Origin of the sequence: Moraxella sp. CTOTU48717 (genome assembly GCF_032057165.1) — a bacterium.
GTDB classification, from domain to species: Bacteria; Pseudomonadota; Gammaproteobacteria; order Pseudomonadales; family Moraxellaceae; genus Faucicola; species Faucicola tetraodonis.
Window position 1 is genome coordinate 1 of the sequence record NZ_DAMBBC010000029.1, and the last position, 21,718, is coordinate 21,718.

At 43.1% G+C, this 21,718-nt stretch carries 19 protein-coding genes; 10 read left to right on the top strand and 9 right to left on the bottom strand.

From position 1 onward, the window contains the following. The first annotated feature begins 246 nt into the window (after positions 1-246). Complete coding sequence (locus RT084_RS11855; RefSeq protein WP_312386019.1) at positions 247-2,283, top strand: Lnb N-terminal periplasmic domain-containing protein; 2,037 nt, start codon at positions 247-249, stop codon at positions 2,281-2,283. 22 nt (positions 2,284-2,305) lie between these two features. Here RT084_RS11855 and RT084_RS11860 read toward each other — a convergent pair whose 3' ends face one another. The 4 genes from RT084_RS11860 to RT084_RS11875 all read right to left on the bottom strand — a co-directional run bounded on the left by RT084_RS11860 (position 2,306) and on the right by RT084_RS11875 (position 6,829). Continuing rightward, positions 2,306-3,262, bottom strand: coding sequence for an AEC family transporter (locus RT084_RS11860; protein WP_312386021.1), 957 nt, complete (start codon positions 3,260-3,262; stop codon positions 2,306-2,308). A gap of 83 nt (positions 3,263-3,345) precedes the next feature. After that, complete coding sequence (mnmG, locus tag RT084_RS11865) at positions 3,346-5,232, bottom strand: tRNA uridine-5-carboxymethylaminomethyl(34) synthesis enzyme MnmG (protein WP_313100241.1); 1,887 nt, start codon at positions 5,230-5,232, stop codon at positions 3,346-3,348. Positions 5,233-5,440: 208 nt separating this feature from the next. Then, positions 5,441-5,725: a hypothetical protein gene (locus RT084_RS11870; protein ID WP_312386024.1), complete on the bottom strand. Its 285-nt coding sequence runs from the start codon at positions 5,723-5,725 to the stop codon at positions 5,441-5,443. 174 nt (positions 5,726-5,899) lie between these two features. Next, complete coding sequence (locus tag RT084_RS11875) at positions 5,900-6,829, bottom strand: DUF3025 domain-containing protein (protein ID WP_312386025.1); 930 nt, start codon at positions 6,827-6,829, stop codon at positions 5,900-5,902. A 319-nt stretch (positions 6,830-7,148) separates the two neighbouring features. On the opposite strand from RT084_RS11875, the gene RT084_RS11880 reads away from it, so the two are divergent. Continuing rightward, a complete protein-coding gene (locus tag RT084_RS11880; protein WP_203171980.1) occupies positions 7,149-8,093 on the top strand; it encodes an RDD family protein in 945 nt (314 codons plus the stop codon). Here the strand turns inward: RT084_RS11880 and RT084_RS11885 are convergent. Further along, on the bottom strand, positions 8,090-8,728 hold the full coding sequence (locus RT084_RS11885) for a methyltransferase domain-containing protein (RefSeq protein ID WP_312386027.1): 639 nt from the start codon (positions 8,726-8,728) through the stop codon (positions 8,090-8,092). The genes RT084_RS11880 and RT084_RS11885 overlap by 4 nt on opposite strands. A gap of 90 nt (positions 8,729-8,818) precedes the next feature. On the opposite strand from RT084_RS11885, the gene RT084_RS11890 reads away from it, so the two are divergent. Continuing rightward, positions 8,819-9,031: a DNA gyrase inhibitor YacG gene (locus tag RT084_RS11890; protein ID WP_312386028.1), complete on the top strand. Its 213-nt coding sequence runs from the start codon at positions 8,819-8,821 to the stop codon at positions 9,029-9,031. Positions 9,032-9,110: 79 nt separating this feature from the next. Further along, on the top strand, positions 9,111-10,298 hold the full coding sequence (locus RT084_RS11895; protein WP_313100245.1) for an aspartate aminotransferase family protein: 1,188 nt from the start codon (positions 9,111-9,113) through the stop codon (positions 10,296-10,298). A gap of 127 nt (positions 10,299-10,425) precedes the next feature. Here the strand turns inward: RT084_RS11895 and RT084_RS11900 are convergent, their stop codons facing one another. Together RT084_RS11900 and RT084_RS11905 are read right to left on the bottom strand one after the other, a co-directional pair. Further along, the gene (locus RT084_RS11900; protein WP_313100247.1) at positions 10,426-10,905 is read right to left on the bottom strand and encodes a YqhA family protein; all 480 of its coding nucleotides are present in this window, start codon (positions 10,903-10,905) and stop codon (positions 10,426-10,428) included. A gap of 95 nt (positions 10,906-11,000) precedes the next feature. After that, positions 11,001-11,954 carry a TerC family protein gene (locus RT084_RS11905; protein ID WP_313078238.1) on the bottom strand — a complete coding sequence of 318 codons (954 nt, stop codon included), beginning with the start codon at positions 11,952-11,954 and terminating at the stop codon, positions 11,001-11,003. Between the two features lie 436 nt (positions 11,955-12,390). Between RT084_RS11905 and dinB the strand changes: the two genes are divergently transcribed. Beyond that, entirely contained in the window at positions 12,391-13,446 is a 1,056-nt protein-coding gene (dinB, locus tag RT084_RS11910) for a DNA polymerase IV (RefSeq protein WP_313100249.1), read from the top strand. Positions 13,447-13,602: 156 nt separating this feature from the next. On the opposite strand, the gene acnB is transcribed toward dinB, so the two are convergent. Further along, complete coding sequence (gene acnB / locus RT084_RS11915) at positions 13,603-16,203, bottom strand: bifunctional aconitate hydratase 2/2-methylisocitrate dehydratase (protein ID WP_313100251.1); 2,601 nt, start codon at positions 16,201-16,203, stop codon at positions 13,603-13,605. A gap of 390 nt (positions 16,204-16,593) precedes the next feature. On the opposite strand from acnB, the gene lipA reads away from it, so the two are divergent. The 5 genes from lipA (at position 16,594) to RT084_RS11940 (ending at position 21,186) form a co-directional block, all read left to right on the top strand. Continuing rightward, a complete protein-coding gene (gene lipA / locus RT084_RS11920; RefSeq protein WP_282841184.1) occupies positions 16,594-17,667 on the top strand; it encodes a lipoyl synthase in 1,074 nt (357 codons plus the stop codon). A 112-nt stretch (positions 17,668-17,779) separates the two neighbouring features. Beyond that, on the top strand, positions 17,780-18,667 hold the full coding sequence (locus RT084_RS11925) for an alpha/beta fold hydrolase (protein WP_312386013.1): 888 nt from the start codon (positions 17,780-17,782) through the stop codon (positions 18,665-18,667). A 196-nt stretch (positions 18,668-18,863) separates the two neighbouring features. Then, complete coding sequence (locus tag RT084_RS11930; RefSeq protein ID WP_036598052.1) at positions 18,864-19,298, top strand: RNA-binding S4 domain-containing protein; 435 nt, start codon at positions 18,864-18,866, stop codon at positions 19,296-19,298. 126 nt (positions 19,299-19,424) lie between these two features. Continuing rightward, on the top strand, positions 19,425-20,534 hold the full coding sequence (gene murB / locus RT084_RS11935; RefSeq protein ID WP_312386012.1) for a UDP-N-acetylmuramate dehydrogenase: 1,110 nt from the start codon (positions 19,425-19,427) through the stop codon (positions 20,532-20,534). Beyond that, positions 20,509-21,186, top strand: coding sequence for a YdcF family protein (locus RT084_RS11940; protein ID WP_312386010.1), 678 nt, complete (start codon positions 20,509-20,511; stop codon positions 21,184-21,186). Before murB ends, RT084_RS11940 begins: the two co-directional genes overlap by 26 nt. Position 21,187: 1 nt before the next feature. Here RT084_RS11940 and RT084_RS11945 read toward each other — a convergent pair whose 3' ends face one another. Continuing rightward, a complete protein-coding gene (locus RT084_RS11945; RefSeq protein WP_312386009.1) occupies positions 21,188-21,520 on the bottom strand; it encodes a rhodanese-like domain-containing protein in 333 nt (110 codons plus the stop codon). Positions 21,521-21,718 lie beyond the last annotated feature (198 nt).

Genomic DNA, 21,718 nt, shown 5'->3' on the forward strand with positions numbered 1-21,718 from the left:
GTAACCCCCCACTTCAGTTTGAGTTGCTTATTTCAAGTTGAGAGTGGGGTTAAATAATTAAAAAATTATAGCAAATTAAGCGGATAAAATCTATTTGGCAAGTCGTCTTACAGCCGCCTAGCTGCCTACAACGGCGTAATTACAAATTGGGCAATGTTAATTTGCACACAGATATTATATGCTTTGCTTATCAAAAGTTGTGAAAACTTACCTTATAAAACTTTACCTTATAAAAAGAGCACCGCTATGAACTCTCTCAAATACGGCTATCATCAACACGCTGTAACCCGTGTTTTTAATCAAAAAAAAACAGCTTTTAATCAAAAGCAGTTGGCTCAAGCAGTCTTTGTATTAAGCCTAATATCCGGCCAACATTATGCGTTAGCAGCGCCTGTGTCACATGTATCAGATGCGCCAGCTCAGCAATTTTTGTCAGATACAGCCCTATCTACGCCGACGCCTATTACCGCCACCCAAACGCTGCAAACGGCATTGACATCAGCCCATGAGCAAAACTTAGCGGCGCAAAAAGCGTGGCTGCGGTTATTGTATTATCCTGAAACAGTCACCACAAAACAGCCCTTTGAAAGTCGGGTCAACAATCGTTTTAACTCACAAGCGAGCCAACGACAATTTTTCGCCAGCGCGCAAGGCGCCAAAAATCCCCAAGCAGAACTTGATGAAATGCTCACACAGTTATTTCACCCTACCCAAAAAAATAATGCCTCTGTCCAATGTCGCTTTCCCGCTCGTACACAGTGGCTCATTGAAAACTTAGCCATCGATACCTCAAGCCTACCCCATCAACATTGTGATACGCTCGATTCATGGCTACAAAAAATCAATCCCCAATCCGTCTCATTAATTTTTGCCAGTGAGTATTTAGATAGCCCACCGTCTGCGTTTGCCCATAGTTTTTTGCGATTTGATAATGCCGACCTTAGCAATCATTACTATTTGAACTTCACCCCGAAAGTCACCGACGGTGAGCATTTTTTAAAATTTGCTTACAAATCCAGTATCGGTGGCAATACAGGCGAATTTACCATGACCAATTATCAGCAAGGTATCAAAGAATATTTGCAAGATAATGGGCGCAATGTGTGGCAGTATCAGCTCAATCTCAGCGATAAACAAGTTAAACAACTGGCCTATCGAACTTGGGAAATCAAAGACCAAAATTTGCCTTATTATCTGTTATCCGATAATTGCGCCTCTGAAATTTTGGTGTTACTAAATTCTATTTTTCCTGATAAAAATTTTTTAGTGAATGACTCCCCAATGATTTCCCCTGCCCAAGTAGTACGCATGTTAAACCACGAAAATTTGATTCGCGCTACCAATTTTAGTCCTTCAACACCGACTATTGTGCAAGCGCAATTAAACGCCCGCAACGCGGCAAATCATCCCAAGGCTTTTAATAATACTCAACAAAATCGGGCGTTAAGTTCTCAAATATTGCCTAGCCGCGACAATCCTGTACTGGCTAATCCTTTAAGTCGATTTGATATTGGGGTCAGTCAGCAGTCGTTTGGTGGGGTGAGTGGAAGACCTAAGTTAGACAGTAACCAGGCTATCACTTTAAATTACCGCATGGTGTATCGTGATGCGTTGGATAAAATTGATGGCTATCCCATAGGCTCACAATTAACGGCATTAAATATGGGTCTTAGCATCCATGACAACGCCGACCACCGAGATAGCGTGCAACTTGAGCAGCTCGGATTATTTGATGTGCGTTCATTGCATCCGATTAATAGTGCAAAAAAAGGTGTTTCATGGGGTGGCAATATTGGCTTACAGCGAGTCTTTGATGGTATCAAGGGTATCGACAGTAGCAACAAAGATGACCACAGCGCTATAGACAATCATTTGGTCGCAAATATCAGCGGTGAATTTGGTAAAAGCGTGGCGATCGGTAGCGCTGCTCCAAATACAGGCGATATGCCCGCCAATATTTGCTATGGCTTGGGCAGTATTGCAGCGCAGTTTGGTAAAGGCTTATATCATGGTTATCGTGCTGGGCTTGGCGTCAATGTCGGGTGCAATGCAGAATTGCGTTCAAATTGGCGTGCGATATCGGAATTAACACTGCCGTTTTGGTTAAGTGGCGATAGCGATAACGAAAGCTATTGGCAGCCCAAAATCAGTATTGGTAGTCAATATGATATCAATCAAACCAATGCGATTCGCGTCACCGCTAGCCGCGAATGGTTGCCGAAGTCCGACAGTATCGATAACGTTGATGAAGTTGCGCTAAAATGGCTACACTATTTTGAATAATCTAAGATTAGCCAATTTTGTGCTACGCCAAGCCAAAATGGCGCAATAATGCCATGCCGATGGCTAGACTAAACATGGAAAACACGGTGGTAAATCCTAAAATATTGGCCGCTAATATTTCATTGCCGCCCATGCTGCGAGCCATCACATAACTGGCAGCAGCAACGGGCGATGTTACCATAATAAACATCACGCCCATTTGTATCGGTGATAATTGCATCAATACACCCACCATGACCGCGGTGATAGGCGCCACGATAATTCGACCGATGCTAGCCTGCATAGACACGCCTGTCATATTGAGCATCGACTTGATATCGAGTGTCGCACCTGCACAAATCAAAGCTAACGGTAATGCTACCGCCGCCAATAACTCGCCTGTTTTGATGATAAATTCAGGCGGCATCGGCAGCTGCAATAACTTATAAGCAAACGCTGATACCAACGCAATAATTAACGGATTTTGCCCGATTTTTTTGGTCATGGTGATGGCTTTTTTAACCACGCCTTGGCTGTTGTTATCATTTCTGCTTAGGCTAATCACAGATAACACATTATACACAATGGTTAAAAGACCCATATAAACCGCACCGATACTCACGCCTTGGCTACCGTATGCATTAGTCACAGTCGCCAGCCCCATAATCGCCATGTTACTGCGAAAGACACCTTGTACAAACACACCTTTATCGCGGCTATCTTTGACAAAAAAATAGGCAAATAGCTCACCGAGAAAAAACAGTCCAAAAGTGACCATCAATCCCGATTTAATCAAATCGACCTGCTCAGCAAAATGAATGTCACTTTTTAGAATACTAAAAAATAGCAAACATGGCAGACAATAATTAAAGACCATATTAGAGGCGATTTCAACAAACGACTGGTTGATGGTTTGTTTTTTTTGCATCATCACTCCCAATAACATCAGCAAGATATTGGGCAAGGTAATTTTTAGCGCAAAGAGAAAGGCAGTTAGCATAATAATTTTTTTGAGTAGAAAATAAAAAAGTCCCAAGTATGGCACATACCAATACCATGGGACTTATGTAGCATGGTCTAAAGTTAAGAGCTTAGCACTTCACGCGCTTTTTTGCTTTTTTTAATCATCATGGCCAAAAGCTGTACCGCAGCTGGCGTGACGCCGCTAATGCGACTGGCTTGGGCAAGCGTCGTTGGGCGCACTTTTTCAAGTTTTTGCACGATTTCATTGGAAAGCCCAGAGATATCATGATAAGTAAAATCGTCTGGAATGAGCGTGTGTTCAAGTTTTTTCATCTGACCGATTTCAACTTGCTGACGATCGATATAACCGGCGTATTTGACACCAATTTCTATTTGCTCACCCACTTCGGCAGACACCGGAGATTGGGTCAATTCGCTAATATCATCAAATGATACGTTTGGACGTTTTAACAAATCAAGCGCGTTATTTTCTTTGGTCAATACTTCACCGGTTTTATCGATAAATGATTGACCCAGCGTATTAGTGGGCGTTGCCCAAAGCGAGCGCAAACGTGCGGTTTCTTGCTCAATCGCTGTCATTTTATCGCTATACACTTGCCAGCGTGCATCGTCCACCAGTCCTAAATCACGACCAATTTCTGTCAAGCGTTGATCGGCATTGTCTTCACGCAGTAGCAGACGGTATTCGGCACGACTGGTAAACATACGATACGGCTCTTTGGTGCCATGGGTGATGAGATCATCTACCAACACACCAATATAGGCTTGGTCGCGGCGCGGTGTCCAAGCATCCAGTCCTTGGGTGCGACGTGCAGCATTTAAGCCAGCTAAGATACCCTGCGCAGCGGCTTCTTCATACCCAGTGGTTCCATTAATTTGACCAGCAAAAAATAGGTTATCAATGGATTTGGTCTCAAGGCTTGGTTTAAGATTTTGTGGGTCAAAATAATCGTATTCAATCGCGTAGCCAGGACGCAAGATGTGCGCATTTTCCAGCCCTTTCATCGAGCGGACTAAAGCCAACTGGATATCAAATGGTAAACTCGTTGAAATCCCATTGGGATAAAGCTCATGGGTGGTCAACCCTTCAGGCTCAATAAAAATCTGATGGCTGTCTTTATCAGCAAACCGATGAATTTTATCTTCAATCGATGGGCAATAACGGGGACCAATGCCTTCAATCACCCCTGAATACATGGGTGAGCGATCCAGCCCGCTGCGGATAATGTCATGGGTGCGTTCATTGGTATGGGTGATATAGCAGTTGATTTGGCGCGGATGCATGGACACATCGCCCAAATACGACATGACTGGCAGTGGTGTATCCCCTGGCTGCACGGTCATGACACTAAAATCTACCGTGCGCGCATCAATGCGTGGTGGCGTGCCTGTTTTTAGGCGTCCAACCGGCAGCTTGAGTTCACGCAATCTATCCGCCAAACGGATAGAAGGCGGATCGCCTGCACGTCCACCTTTGTGATTTTCTAACCCAATATGAATAGTACCACCTAAAAAAGTGCCAGACGTCAACACCACTGCGCCGCAAGCAAATTCAATCCCTGATTGGGTAACCACGGCTACGGCTTTGCCGTTTTCAACCAAAATATCATCCGCCGCTTGTTGGAAAATATCCAAGTTTGGCTGATTCTCTAAAGTATATCGAATCGCCGCTTTATATAAAATACGGTCTGCTTGCGCACGTGTAGCACGGACAGCGGCACCTTTACGGCTATTTAACACACGAAACTGAATCCCTGCTTTGTCGGTGGCAAGCGCCATAGCGCCGCCCAACGCATCGACTTCACGCACCAAATGCGACTTGCCAATCCCGCCAATCGCAGGATTACAGCTCATCTGTCCCAAGGTTTCAATATTATGCGTCAATAATAGCGTCTGCTGACCCATGCGCGCAGCAGCTAGCGCCGCTTCTGTGCCAGCATGACCGCCACCAATCACAATTACGTCGTAGATTTTAGGGTATTTCATCGTGTCACCCATCATTCGCTTGTCAATAAAAACTGACAATTATACCATGCTTAGACGGCTATCGATTATTTTTTTATCAATGCCAATCATTGAGCGTTTAAGGCGATAAGTTTGCTTCAACAATCACTAACCACATGACGAAAAAATCTAACTTATAAAAAAATCCAAGTCATTCGGCTTGGATTTTGATTGATTCGCGGATTTATAGTTATTGTGAATCGATTTGGCTATCGCGGATGATTAGTAATTCGTCTTTTAAACTTGTGACTTTAAGTTCGTTGGCATCATTAAACACTTGAATGTTAGCGCCTTTGCTATCTTTATAATCTTTATGACGACGAAAGTTGTGCTCAATTTCAAAACGAACCACCGTCTCAAGCAATGATTGCAATTCTGCCAACGTATAATGTTCCCACTGAATTTCAAGATGTGGGGCTAATTTACCTGTAATCATACGAACTCTATTATCAATTTTGACGACTTTGGTGGTCATGCTGATGCTCCAATATTTTTATTAGTAATTATGAGTTTCATCAATAAATGCGACTGGATGAACTAGAGATTGCTTTAATGCTAACGGATTAACCGGCTTTTATCAAGCAAGATTCATAGACTGGGCAATCACCGCAACCACTCTAGCCACTGTTATAAATTTTCTGGTCACTTATCAGTCATGTAATGAAAAAATAGGCGCGCTAAAAGCTCTTGGACGCCTAAAAACAGCCTCATCTTGATAAAATGCGGGTATCACATTGTCATCACTATAGCCAGGGATACCCATCACAGGTAACGGCTGAAAGCTTTTGGATGATAGCTTAACTGCATTATCCGCTAAATATGGCATTGCCAGTTGTCGAAATAGCTTAGCGATTGCGGTATCAAGCTGGTTTCTCTGACTGTCTATGGATTGCGCAAACCAACCCTCATCTACTAAAATCAGCAAGGTATGACTGGTGATATTTTTTCTTGGGTTAAGCAATTTTTCAAGCAGGGCATGACCAAATGGAAAAAAGGCAATGGTACGATGTTGAGCCAACCAATTTGCTCTATGAGTGACTAAAGCTGCTTGCCATTTAAATGCTTGTAACTGTTCAAGCAATAGCCTATCTGAACTCACCACAATGCCGCCATTTTCATCAAATACCGTTAACGCATTACGCAGCGCTGTTCTGGCGTTATGAATACCATGTCGCAAAATATCTTTGGCATGAAGTTCGTTAAAGATCGCTTTGGACTGCGGAAAATTCAGCCAAATTAAACCGTTTAATAAATCATGGTGATTGCCACGGGTTGGAATTTTCCCTGTCTTGGCAATAAAACTCTCATAAGCCTCATCCTCAGGCAGACACGCTTGGTCAACAAAGCGAATGGGTAAGTTTTCAAAATTGGCTATACGGCTGGCGTTTACATCCTCAAATCTATCCAAACAAGCATTCAAATTTTCAACAATATTGATAGCATTGATAGCAAGGGCATGACTATGTATTGAATGAGTATGTTTTGCGTCAAGCTTGGGAAAATTCGGAAAATAAGTCAAATAGTGATACCAAGGTTTATCAAAATCAATGATGGCGTTGGTGGGATGAGTCGCTGACATAAATACAATCTGATAATATAAGAATAAGAATAAGAAAAATAATCGTAGGCTGAACGAAAAATATTAGCATACTTTTAGTTAACCCTATGATAGATAATTACCACCTACCAATTATTACCACCCAATCATTACTAGCCAAGCATAGCTAATGGTTTAGATACTGTTGACTTCAATTCATCAAGCTATTGCGATTTTTTGAATGGGATGTTTGTATAACCTGTTTTGCATAATAAGCGATTTTTAGCACGATGTTGCAAAACATCATATAATAAGATACAGTCATTCAAATTTTACCACCCAGTAGAAGTAGAGTTATTACATGCATATTTTTCTAGCTCGCAATAATGTGCAAGCCGGCCCTTATACCCTTGAACAACTTAATCAAATGCTTGCCACAGGGCAAGTGTTACTCACTGATTTGATGTGGCATCAAGGGATGGATAACTGGAACACGGTCAATGCGATGACGGATGGGCAATTTTTTTACCGTCCAATAATTGATGAAAGCTTGTCAGTCGATACCCACCAACGTGAGCAGCCCGCTTCTGATGAAGCAGATTATATTATTAACAACACGCCTAATCCTATATCGCCTTCAGAAGATTCTGAGAATGTTTGGGATCGGTATTCAGTGAATAACCCGCACAAATCCCCTAACCCTACCAAGGTCACATTGACCAAGAAACTTAGCGCGAACCAAGACATTGCACACGCTAAAAAACAGTTAGACCTTGCTAGCATCGGTAGTCGTATCGCAGCAAAATTAGTAGATACCCTGCTTATGGTATTGGCGTCGTCGCCGCTGTTTATCTCCCTATATAACAGCCCAAATTTTGATAAGTTACTCAAATGGGCAGAAGCCGGACAAACCCGCTTGACCTCTGCCCAGCAGATGGAACTCATGTCAGCATTACCTGAGCATATATTGTTGTTAACCAATATTTTGGTATGGGGCTTAATGATTGCGCAAGTGCTATTATTGATGCGCCGTGGTCAGACCATCGGTAAGATGATAATGGGCATACGTATTTTGGATCGCCAATCCAATGCCATTCCTGGATTTTTTAACTTAATCATTATGCGTGGGTTATTTACCACATTGGCTTACTCTTTATCGATTTTTGGTTTGGTTGTGTTAGTTGTTGATTTGGTCATGATGCTCACCAGCAAAGAGCGATTAAGCTTACATGATAAAATCGCCAAAACTTATGTGGTACGTGCCGATGACACCCAAACCACGCCCCTTGCGTTAAAACCTGACTAAAGTGAATTAAAATCATCAAACCGTGTGGTATAACCATGCGGTTTTTTTATGCTCAATTGCCAACAGGCCTCGCCACGCGCTAGGTATTTCACCTCAAAATGCGTGCGCTCACTATGATTGGGTACTTGGGTTTTCTCCACCGGTACTTGCCAAACCGTCTGTGCTTTATGCTCGGCTTCCTCTATATAACTTTCAATATTACTGGCAAGTATAAGCTCGCCACCTGGTTTTAACCGAGACAGTAACCACTCAAAAAACGGCATATTGAGCCAACGTTGGTTGGGATTATGCGGCTCTGGGTTAGGGTAAAGAATGAACACCCCTGACAAGCTTTGTGCAGGTACAGCATGGGTGACCCAAGCAATGGCATCAGCATGAATAGTCGTTAAATTAGACAACTGCGTTTGATTCGCCATTTTTTGCATGGCTTGATATTTTTCTGCGGTACGTTCAATCGCGATGAGATGGGCATTGGCATTATTGCTGGCAAAACTCAAGGCATGCTTGCCTTTCCCTGCACCGATTTCAAGAAAAATGGCGGGTTGCTGCCAAAATGTTGCGGCAAGTGGCTGAAAATCTCTGGGATGACGGATACGATCGGGTTGAAACGGTCTGGTAAATTGATGACTTAGCATGAACAGTCGCTTGATTCGCCCAAAAAAAAGGATTTATAGTATACTATGGCAAATAATCCGATACACCATTTTTAAGAATACCTTTTGTTTATGTCTAAAACCGAGCCGACCCCATCAAATGCACCTGTCAAAACTTACCCCTGTCCCTGCTGCGGCAAACTCACCGTTTGGGCAGATAACCCTACCAAGCCATTTTGCAGTGCGCGCTGTAAACTCATTGACTTAGGCGCTTGGGCGAATGAGGACTATAAAATCGGTGCAGAAGACACCCCGTTTAGTGACGAATTAGACGCTTTTAAATAACGTAGATTTGATTGGTTAGTGATTGCGCTAGCTATGACTCGCTGACTATGATTCGCTAACTATGATTAAAGGAATCCCCATGAGCTCTTATTTACTTCCCACCTATAAACGCCAGCCCATTAGCTTTGTCAAAGGTCAAGGTAGTTACCTTTATACCGCTGACGGAACGCCGTATTTGGATGCGTTAACAGGGATTGCTGTCTGTGGCCTGGGGCATTGTCATCCGCGTATCACTGCCGCGATTGCCGATCAAACCGCAACGCTTGTGCATACCAGCAATCTTTTTGGTATTGATTGGCAAGAGCGCGCGGGTGAAAAGTTATGCCAAGTCGCAGGCATGGATAAAGTATTTTTTGCCAATAGCGGTGCCGAGGCCAACGAAGCGGCATTAAAAATGGCGCGACTGTTTGCATCAAATCGTGGGCAAACCCAAGCCAAAGTGATTGTGATGGAAAAATCGTTTCATGGACGCACCCTATTGACCGTATCCGCCACTGCAAATCCGATGGCTAGAGCTGGATTTTTTACCTTAGATGAGGATTTTATTCGTGTGCCTTTTGGGGATATTGAAGCGATTAACCAAGCGATTGCCGATAATGACAATGTTTGCGCTGTGATGCTTGAGCCTATCCAAGGTGAAAGTGGCGTCAATACCGCTGCCAATGGCTTTGATTTTTTAACCCAAGTTCGCAAAGTTTGCGATGACCATGACTTATTAATGATTTTAGATGAAGTGCAAACGGGCAATGGTCGTACGGGGCAATATTTCGCTTATCAATATTCATCCATCAAACCTGATATTTTGACCACAGCAAAAGGATTGGGGAATGGTTTTCCTGTGGGTGCGTGCATGACCAGCGCAAAAGCCAATGATATTTTTAGCTATGGCTCACACGGCTCAACGTATGGTGGTACGCCGCTTGCTTGCCGTGTGGTTAGCGAAGTGATTGATGTCATTGATGATGAAAATATGATGGCAACTACGCTAAGCAATAGCGCGGCATTAATAGAGCAAATCACCAGTGAGCTGGGTAACCAAGGGGTTACTGTACGCGGAAAAGGCATGATGCTAGGGGTGGTGATGCCACAGGATAGCGGCATTGCATTTGATACCTTGGTCGATAAAGCGCGTGACAATCATCATCTAATCATTAATGTAGCAGGCGGTAATGCCATCCGGTTATTGCCACCGCTCAACATGAATGCCGATGAAACCGCCCAAATCGGTGAGCGCCTCATTCACCTTATCCAATCAGCCCTGTATTAGACTCACCCCTCAGTGAGTTTTTTAATTTTAGAAAATAAGCTTGCACCGCCAAAGACCGTTTGATGGCATCTTAATTGGCAAGCCCACTATCGGCAAAGAAGTTGGCAACCAATCATAGATTTGCCGATTAATGTCGCAAGCTTTTAATCGCCCATACCATCGCAATGACAACCATGGCAATGGATGCACCATATAAAAAGGTATTGATGTTTGCACCACCCTCAACCGCTTGCTCCAAAAACAAAATCACTAAAATAATCATCGACACTTGCATCAGGTTAATCTTTAAGTCATGAAAATCTTTGATGCCTAACACGGTGAGAAAACGCGATTCTTGGGCAGGTTTATTGGAAATAAATAAACGATAATTGGCGATGGCAATCATTTGAAAACTCAGTGCGATGAGTAAAATATCCAATGTTTTTAATAGATTGACTGCCAAAATTTGCCCATCTAACGGTTTGACGGTGGGATTGGTAAAAAAGTCAGAGAGTATATGAAAAATAATATTTAAGGATGCCACATAAAGCGTGACCGAAGATACTAAACTGACCATAATGGTTAGAAATACCAAATAACGGCTATTTTTAAACAGTTTTTCAATCATAAAAAATAAGCCTTTATCAAAAAGGCTTATTTTATCACACTCAAATTTTAGGATGGGGATTTTGTAATTGCCACAGGGGCTATCTTTTACCCAAACTATGCTTTACCTAAATTTGGAAATTTTACCGATAAAATCGCTGTCACTGTTAGCACGGTGGCAATAAAGCCTAACGAGATAGCCATCGGCACATGGAACACATCAAGCAGCAGCATTTTAGCGCCAATAAACACCAAGATGACACTAAGCGCATAAGGCAATAAATGGAATTTATCCGCCAAACCCGATAACAAGAAGAACATCGCTCGTAGACCCAAAATAGCCAGCAAGTTTGCCGTCAAAACAATAAATGGGTCGGTAGTGACCGCAAAAATTGCAGGAATCGAATCCACCGCAAAAATCACATCTGACAATTCAACCAAGATAAGCACCACCGCTAACGGGGTAAAATATTTTACGCCATTTTTGATGATGGTGAATTTATCACCGTGCATATCATCAGTGACCCTCAGATATTTTTGCAAAAACTTATACAGCCCTGACTGCTTCGGGTCTGCTTGGTCGTCATGGTTTTGCCACATTTTCACCCCGGTGTAGAGCAAGAACGCACCAAAAATATATAAAATCCAGCTAAACTCTGTGACAAGCCAAGCACCTGCAAAAATCATCACCGTACGCATGATGATAGCACCCAATACGCCATACAATAAGATTTTACGCTGCATCACTGGGTTTACCGCAAACGCCGCAAAAATCATCAACCATACAAAGACGTTATCAATGGCGAGCGATTTTTCCAGTAAATATCCTGTAAAAAACTCCCCTACTTTTTGAGTGGCGATAGCACCGCCAAAATTCTGTGATAGATACCACCATAGACCGCCTGCAAACAACACAGACACGCCCACCCAAATGGCACTCCAAATACCCGCTTGTTTCATCGAAACCGCTTCACCATTTTTTGGGGTTTTAAAGGTAAAAAAATCAACCAATAACAGTATCGCTACGATAGCAAAGAACACGGCATATAGCATGGGACTGCCAATGCTCATGGGTTCTGTCATTTGATTCACTGCTGCAAGTAACATTATCGCTCCTTAGTATGCATTTACAAACTATGGTTGGCAATAAGTCAAAGGATTTTGGAAAAACGCTAAGCACAAAAAAACCTTGACTCACACCGACCAAATATGTGGTTGTGTTAAGTCAAGGTCTGGCTTACTATTTGATAATTAGCGCAATATATGGCTAAAAAATAGCTGATTTACCGGTAAGCGGCTACTTACGTAATGACGATAAATCACAAACTGCTGAAGTGAGAAGTTACTCCCCTTGATAGCGATAATGTAGCAGATAAACGACGACTTATCAATTGAATTTATCAATCAGTACGTTTTGAATTTATTGTTTAGGTTAGCTAGCGTATTTAGCATTTAGACAGTTAATTAAATACTTTCCCCATATATTTAAGATGGTAAACTAACACCCATGCGTAAAATTATTCATATCGATATGGATGCGTTTTTTGCCAGTGTTGAGCAACGGGATAATCCTAATTTACAAGGTAAACCATTGGTGGTTGGCGGTGATCCCAATGGGCGCGGTGTCGTCGCAGCAGCAAGTTATGAGATACGCAAGTTTGGTGTGCATTCTGCCATGTCATGCTATCGAGCGCGTCAGCTGTGCCCCCAAGCAATTTTTGTCAAACCACGCTTTGAGGTGTATCGTGAAGTTAGTGAGCAAATTCGTGCAATCATGCACCAATATACGCCACTGGTCGAACCTTTATCACTGGATGAAGCGTATCTAGATGTGACCGATAGCCCGTATGAAAAAAATTCTGCGACACTAATCGCCAATTGCATTCGCCAACAGATTTTGCGACAAACGCAACTGACCGCTTCAGCCGGCGTGTCTTATAACAAAATGCTTGCCAAAATCGCGTCAGATTTAAATAAACCCAATGGTATTGCGGTGATTACACCTGAGCAAGGATTGGACTTTATCGCCAATTTACCGGTAAAAAAATTTCATGGCATTGGCAAAGCCACCGTCAAAATGTTGCATGACATGGGTATATTTACAGGATTGGATTTACGCAATACCCCAGCGGACGTATTAAAACAACGCTTTGGCAAACGGGGTGATTTCTTTCACCAAATTGCCCACGGTATTGATAATCGAGAGGTTAAAGCTGAGCGCAAACATAAATCTGTCGGTTCTGAGACAACGTTTGTGCACAATACTATGGATGATAAAATCATTGTGGCTGCCCTATATCGCGAAAATAGCCAAGCCTTTAAAGATTTACAAAAAAAGCAGCGTAAAGCCCGCACCATCACCATTAAAATCAAATACAGCGATTTTAGTGTGATTACCCGCTCTCATAGTATTTCCTCCCACTTTGAGCAGGAATCTGATGCCCATTATTGGATTCAATGGCTATACCACCATACCCCAAAACTTTTACCTGTACGTTTGGTTGGAGTGACTTATTCAAATTTGCTGCAAGCTGAAGCCTCGCCACAGATGCCATTACTATAAACCACTATAAACCAAATTTTGCCAAGATATTTTTTAGCTAAACGTTCAAAAATTTTTATGTAAATGCTAACAACAGCAAAACCCTGCTATGTTGCAGGGTCTTACTTTATTGCTATACTACTTAATTAAAATTAGATGAGCCTAACTTAACGATTGTTAGGTAAGCTGTGCTACATTAATTTTGTTGGCTTCTTCAGTATACTCGCTCATACGGTCGAAGTTTAAGTATTTGTAGATATCGGCTGACATGCTGTTAAGCTTACCAGCATATTGTTGATATTCTTCGTTGGTAGGTAGTTTACCAAGTACTGCAGCCACCGACGCCAATTCTGCAGAAGCCAAGTACACGTTGGCACCTTGACCTAAACGGTTTGGGAAGTTACGTGTCGAAGTTGATACGGCGGTTGATTTTGGTGCGATACGCGCTTGGTTACCCATACACAGTGAACAACCCGGCATTTCAGTACGTGCGCCCGCTTGTGCATAGACATTGTATAGACCTTCATCCATCAATTGACGTGCATCCATTTTAGTGGGTGGTGCAATCCATAGACGTGTGCTTAAGCTACCCGCGGGTACTTCTTTCAACAACGCGCCCGCTGCACGGAAGTGACCGATGTTGGTCATACATGAACCGATGAACACTTCATCAATCTTGTCGCCGGCAACGTCTGCCAAGGTTTTGGCATCATCTGGGTCGTTTGGACAGCAAAGAATCGGTTCTTTGATTTCGCTCATATCGATAGTAATGTCAGCGGCATATTCTGCGTCTGCATCAGCACGTAATAATGTTGGGTTGGCAAGCCATGCCTCCATACCTTTGATACGGCGTGCAATGGTACGGGCATCACCATAACCTTCAGAAATCATCCATTTGAGTAAGGTGATGTTTGACGTTAGGTATTCTTTTACTGATTCTTCAGACAAGGTAATAGTACAACCTGCGGCTGAACGTTCGGCAGAGGCATCTGACAATTCGAATGCTTGTTCAACAGTTAAGTCTTCTAAACCTTCGATTTCTAGGATACGGCCGTTAAATACATTTTTCTTACCGGCTTTTTCAACGGTCAATAAACCTTCTTTGATGGCTTGGTAAGGAATCGCGTGTACCAAGTCACGCAAGGTGATACCAGGCTGCATTTCACCGACAAAACGTACACGAACTGATTCTGGCATATCTAATGGCATCACACCGGTTGCTGCGGCAAACGCCACTAGACCTGAACCTGCTGGGAACGAAATACCCATTGGGAAGCGGGTATGTGAGTCACCACCTGTACCAACGGTATCAGGCAATAGCATACGGTTGAGCCATGAGTGAATAATACCATCACCTGGACGTAATGATACACCGCCACGATTCATGATGAAGTCAGGGAGTGTGTGCTGAGTTTCTACATCGATTGGTTTTGGATAAGCTGCCGTATGACAGAATGATTGCATGACCAAATCTGCAGAGAAGCCTAAACAAGCCAAGTCTTTTAATTCGTCACGGGTCATAGGACCTGTGGTATCTTGCGAACCCACGGTCGTCATTTTTGGCTCACAGTAGGCACCAGGACGAATACCTTCTACGCCACAAGCTTTACCGACCATTTTTTGCGCTAAAGTATAGCCTTTACCGGTGTCTGCAGGTTGTTCGGGTTTTGCAAAAATGTCAGACGCGCCCAAACCTAGATATTCACGGGCTTTGTTGGTTAAGCCGCGACCTACGATCAATGGAATACGACCGCCGGCACGCACTTCATCAAGCAGCGTTGGTGATTTTAATTCAAAAGTTGCAATCACTTCGTCAGAATCATGTTTGGTGATTTTGCCGTCATGTGGGTAGATATCAAATACATCACCCATGTTAAGTTTGCTAACATCCACTTCGATAGGTAATGAGCCCGCATCTTCCATGGTGTTGAAGAAAATCGGTGCGATTTTACCACCCAATACCAGACCGCCGGCACGTTTGTTTGGCACGCCTTGGATATCATCACCCATTAACCACAATACCGAGTTGGTCGCTGATTTACGGCTTGAACCGGTACCAACCACGTCACCCACATATGCCAATGGAATACCGTCTTTTTTCATCTCTTCGATTTGTTTCATCGGACCAATCACGCCGTCTTGGTCTGGCACAATACCTTCACGCGCATTTTTTAACATGGCTAATGCGTGAAGTGGGATGTCTGGGCGTGACCATGCATCTTGTGCAGGTGACAAATCATCAGTGTTGGTTTCACCGGTGACTTTGAAGGTTTTGTAAGTGGCTTTTTTTGGCACTTCTGGACGGCTGGTGAACCATTCGGCGTTTGCCCAAGATTGTAATACCTCTTTGGCCACTTCATTACCCGCTTCCGCTTTTTCAGTGACATCATTAAAGGCATCAAATACCAGTAAGGTTTTTTTCAGCGCGTCGCCAGCAGCTTTCGCCAATTCTTTATCATCTAATGCTTGAATTAATGGTTCAACGTTGTAGCCACCTTGCATATGACCCAGTAACTCAATCGCTTTTAGTTTTGAAATCAGGGGAGAAGTGGTTTCACCTTTAACGATGGCCGCTAGAAATGCCGCTTTAACATAAGCTGCTTGGTCAACCCCAGGTGGAATACGGTTTTCTAATAAGTCTACAAGTGTCGCTTCTTCACCCGCCGGTGGATTTTTTAATAGTTCAACCAAATCAGCCGTTTGCTGTTCGTTAAGTGGCTGTGGCACAATACCCTGTGCCGCACGATTTTCGACGTGTTTACGATAGTTCTCTAGCATGAATCGTCCTCATAGTCATGTAAGATTATTGTGTTAACCATGCGTCTGCAAGCCCTCTTCACAACACAGTTGAATTTTGAAATGGCTACTAGCCAGCATGGCTTTGGCTAAAAAATTTAACCCTTCTAATATACTTGAAATGTGATGAAATGTTAATGAGAAAATACGTTTTTGTTAACATAGCCATTATTTTTTAAAAAAATAGCCCAATAATTTTTAATAAATGCGTTTGAGCCGATTGTCGCTTTTTTTACTAGGATGGAAAATAACTTTGGCTGTGTACTTTAAACAACAAAGCTTATCCCAAAATAGTTTAAATTCGTCAGCCTAGATTTCTGTTATAATAACCCCCTAAAATCTGCTAAATGAATTCAAGGATTAATCATAGCAATGACCGACACTGTACAAACTTTTGCCCCTTCAACGCCGCACACCGATAGACCCATCGCTCGCGACAAGCCAAAACGTCCTGAAGTGGGTGAAAAACTACGTGGCCATGATAAAGTTGCCCGTATTCCGATTAAAATCATTCCAACGGTAGAAACCCCAAAAAAACCTGACTGGATTCGCGTCAAGCTGTCATCGCCCAGTGAAGTAGCGCGCATTAAGTCAACTTTGCGTGAACAAAAGCTGTATACGGTGTGTGAAGAAGCGGCCTGCCCCAACCTCCCCCAATGTTTTGGTGATGGTACCGCGACCTTTATGATTATGGGAGATATTTGTACCCGTCGCTGCCCATTTTGTGATGTGGCGCATGGTCGCCCCAATGCACTTGATGAGCTTGAGCCCATTCACACCGCTGAGACCATTGCCGGTCTAGGATTAAAATATGCGGTGATTACCTCGGTTGACCGAGATGATTTGCGTGACGGCGGCGCGGAACATTTTGCCAATGTCATTAAAGAATCTCGTCAGTTAAGCCCTAATTGCTTGATTGAGATTTTAGTCCCTGATTTTCGGGGTCGTGAGCAAGTGGCACTTGATATCTTAAGTGACACAGCGCCTGACGTGTTTAACCACAATATCGAAACCGTGCCACGTTTGTATAAAGCGTTTCGTCCAGGGTCGGATTATCAGCATTCATTACAGTTGTTAAAAGATTATAAAGCGCGTCGCCCGGATATCGTCACCAAATGTGGTTTTATGGTGGGTCTTGGCGAGACCGAAGAAGAGGTTTATGCTTTACTTAATGATTTAAAGGCGCATGATGTCGATTTAATTACCATCGGTCAATATTTGCAGCCAAGCAAATCGCACGCCCCAGTTGATAGATTTGTGCATCCGGATGAATTTGACCGTTATACGGCACACGGTAAAAAATTGGGCTTTGCAAATATCTGGGCAGGTCCGATGGTGCGCTCAAGCTATTTTGCCGATCGTCAATATTATGGTGAGCCTTGTCCGCGCCCTACCCGTGGTGCCAATCCGTTATCAGAAGCGGACATGAAAAAATCAGGCTGTTGATTTATGCGTTGATATGTGCATTGATTTGTGAATTTGTGCGTTGATTTAAAGCCGTCATTAGACGGCTTTTTTATGCTACCCTAATTATAAAATAACACACAGGAAATTTGAGATGAATAACAACTACACATTCTATCTGCCTAAGGTGCCGCCCGTTGCTACTTTACTAATCGTACATGGCATGGCAGAACACCAAGGGCGCTACCAACCTTTTGCGCAATTTTTGGCAAATCATGGTATTGCGGTGTTGACGTTTGACCATTTGGGTCATGGACAGCAAGCCTATGACAATGGTTGCTTAGGCTATATGGGTAACCCTAATCCTGCTGAGTTGATGATTGACAATGTGATGGACCATGCGCAGTTAATCGCTGAAAAATACCCTGATATCCCCCATTTTATCTTGGGTCACAGTATGGGGTCATTTATCGTTCGCTGTATTTTGCAGCGCTATGGTGAGCAATTTGCGGGCGCAGTGATTATGGGTACCTCAGATTTCAATCCATTGGCAAACTTGTTTGTGCCTGTGACCAAAAATCTTAATCACTTTACCACGCGCCGCACCAATCCGGTATTGGATAAGATTTTAAACCAATTTAATAACCTACCCTTTAGAAAAGAACCCGATTTACAAGGGTTTAATTGGCTCAATTCAGATCCCAAGCAAGTAAAAGCCTACCTTGATGACAAGCTTTGCGGCTTTCAGTTTACCAACAATGGCTATTTTGCGCTTATGTCGTTGATGCAAACAGGCACCAATAAGCATTGGTATCAACAAGTACCCCGACAGTTACCGCTACTATTTGTCAGCGGAAAGGATGACCCCGTTGGGCAGATGGGAAAAGGCATTCCGCGTATTGTCAAACGTTTGCAAAAAAATAACTTTGCTTCGGTGAGCGTGCAGCAATATGAAGCGATGCGCCACGAAATTTTGCTAGAGCCTAATCACCAACAAGTGTATGACGATATTTTGACTTGGCTCACTCACCATATCAATTAGCTTAAAATCCCTGAATCTTGACAATGGGTCTAATTGCTGAGTGTTTAAGCAGCGTTTTATAACTGTCATGATGAATAGACTATTAGCCGCGTTTTGACACGCCAGTTGCTTGTTAGAAATATCGATGTGACGTATTGAAAGATTCGAAAAAACAACCATTTAATCTAAAGTTATTCATGCAGCTAAGTTATAGGAAATGTCATTGAGTACAACTGATAAAATTAAAGTGCGTTTAGATAAATGGCTATGGGCAGCAAGGTTTTATAAAACCCGTACCCTAGCCAAGGAAGCGATTGAATCGGGACGGGTCCACCATTTTGGCAATCGCGTCAAGGTCAGTAAAGAAATAGCGGTGGGCGATGAATTGACGATTCGTCAAGGGTCAGCCAATCATTACACCCAAAAGACGGTCAAGGTGCTAGCGCTGTCTGAAGTGCGCGGCAATGCCACTGCCGCCAGTGTGCTTTATCAAGAGACCGATGCCAGTATCAGTCAACGAGAATTTTTCACCGAACAAAAAAAACTTGCCAATCTTGCCCGCCCCGATCATCGCCCAAATAAAAAACAGCGTCGTCAGCTGAGCCGTTTTAGGGATATTAACCATTTTGGCAGTGATGAAGAAGGTTTTTAGGTGGCTGTCATGGGGTCATAAAAATCGCAATTTTCCCCGTGATATTTCGTTATAATAAGCACTTTATCATTGCACTAGTCATTGCACTGGCGATGAGCAACTCTGCCGATTATTAACGATATTTTTATGACCAATCTTTTTGAACCTAACCCTGTGCAGGCTAATGCTAGCTATGTGGATATTAGCGCATACAATACCATGGCATTAGCCTGCCAAGCCAAACAATTCATTCGCCTAACTCAACTATCTGATATTGAGCCCACTTTTAAGCAACTGGCAGCCCATCAACAAGCGTTTGTTGTGCTATCCAATGGCAGTAATATCATTTTGCCCGAAGTGTTGGACGCGGTTGTCGTGTCACCCAGTCTTAAAGGTAAAACTATCCTGTCTGAAGACACCCAAACCATAACCCTTGAGGTGATGGCTGGCGAGGATTGGCATACGCTAGTGCTAGACACGGTCAATCAAGGTTGGTATGGACTGGAAAATTTGGCGTTAATCCCAAGCTGGGTGGGTGGCAGTCCCGTGCAAAACATCGGTGCCTATGGGGTACAAGCTGAAGATGTGATAGACAGTGTAAAAGCGTTTCATATACCGAGCTTAACGTGGCATCATCTAAGCAACGCTGATTGCGAGTTTAGCTACCGTGACAGCTTGTTTAAACAGCAAGCAGGACAGTGGCTCATTACCAGCGTCATTTTTACCCTCAGTAAAACTGCCAAACCCAATACCCAGTATGGGGATGTGGCAAAAGTTGCTCAGCACTATGCTAGCCAAGCGGGTCGCGATGAAGTCACACCCGTGGATACCATGAACGCCATCATCGACATTCGTCAAAGTAAATTGCCCGATACCAATGACTTGCCCAATTGTGGCAGCTTTTTTAAAAACCCCATCGTCGCCAAATCTCAAGTTGACCAGTTACTACAGAGTTATCCCAATCTGGTGCATTATCCTGTCAAAGATGCCCAAGGCAATTTGACCGATTACTGTAAAGTTGCGGCTGGCTGGCTTATTGACCAATCAGGGCTTAAGGGTAAAGGCATTGCCCCGATTTTAACGCATGTGAAGCAAGCCCTAGTATTGACTAACCATGCACCAAAAGTTGCGACGCAACGTGATGTTGCCAAAAGTATGCAATTTATACAGGAAACTGTACTTAGGAAATTTGGGATAAAATTGGAAGCTGAACCGGTTTGGATTGAATCTGATGGTAGCATTCGCCAAGCTCATTAATTATCTTGAGCGATTTTTTTTAACCATCAAACGGATTTTGACCGTTGTTGTATTGGTGGGGTGTTTAATCACACTCAGTTTTTTTACACCCCTATTTTCTACCATTGTATTGTTTATCTTAGATTATTATCGCCTGCCAGAATCAGCGGTGAGCGTCAATCCTGCAACGGCGATTGTGGTGTTAGGTGGCGGATTAACCAATAACCAGCAAAATGAAATTGTGATTAACCAATTTACCGAAAGTCGATTGATTAAAGCCAGTCAAGTATATCAGCAGACTGGCTTACCCATCATCGTCAGTGGTAAGGAGGCGCCATGGATGGCAAAGTGGCTGCAAAAAAAAGGCATTATGTGGGTCGTGGCAGAAAAAAACAGCTTTAACACCTGCCAAAATGCAAAATACACCGCAGAAATGGTCAATGTCAAACAGGTAATTTTGGTAACAGACGCTTATCACATGAACCGCTCAAGAAGGCAGTTTGCCATTAATGGTGTGGCTACTGTCCCAAGTATCGCCCCATTACCAAAGCCAAATGATTGGCAGCATTTTGATCAAAACCTGCAGCATTCAAGACGTGCCTTGTATGAATTGTTGGCATTCGCTCGCGATCTTGTCAAACCCCAATACGACTGCCAACCAACCAATAAATGAGTTATTTTTGAATTTCCACATTGGTGTAGCCAGCTGACTGTAAGGCAGACTTGGCTTGTTGGGCACGACCGCCTCCACGGCTATACACTTTAATGGTATCTGATTTTGCAATGCCTTGCGCCGTTATTTTTGCCAGTAATTCATTGTGTGGAATATTAATGGCACCGGTTGGATGATTCACAGAATACTCCTCTGGGGTACGCACATCAATAATTACCGTCGCAGCGTTTGCTGTTGGCATCAATAATGCACCAACCATGACAGCTGCGCCTAAGGCAAGCAACTGTTTTTTTGAAAGTTTAAGGGAAGGCTTAAAGATTTTAGGCATCAACATCATAATTTCCTTGTAGAATTTTGAGTTTTAAAACCAAGTTAAACCTCAATGTTTAACCCACTATGATTATAGCATTCATTATTCGCACTCAAATCACTGAGTTGCTTTGATTTGCAACCCATGTGTTTATTTTGTAATTATACTAAAAGAGACCTTTGCACGAAACAGCCCCTTTGCTCGAGGCATACCACCAAACCG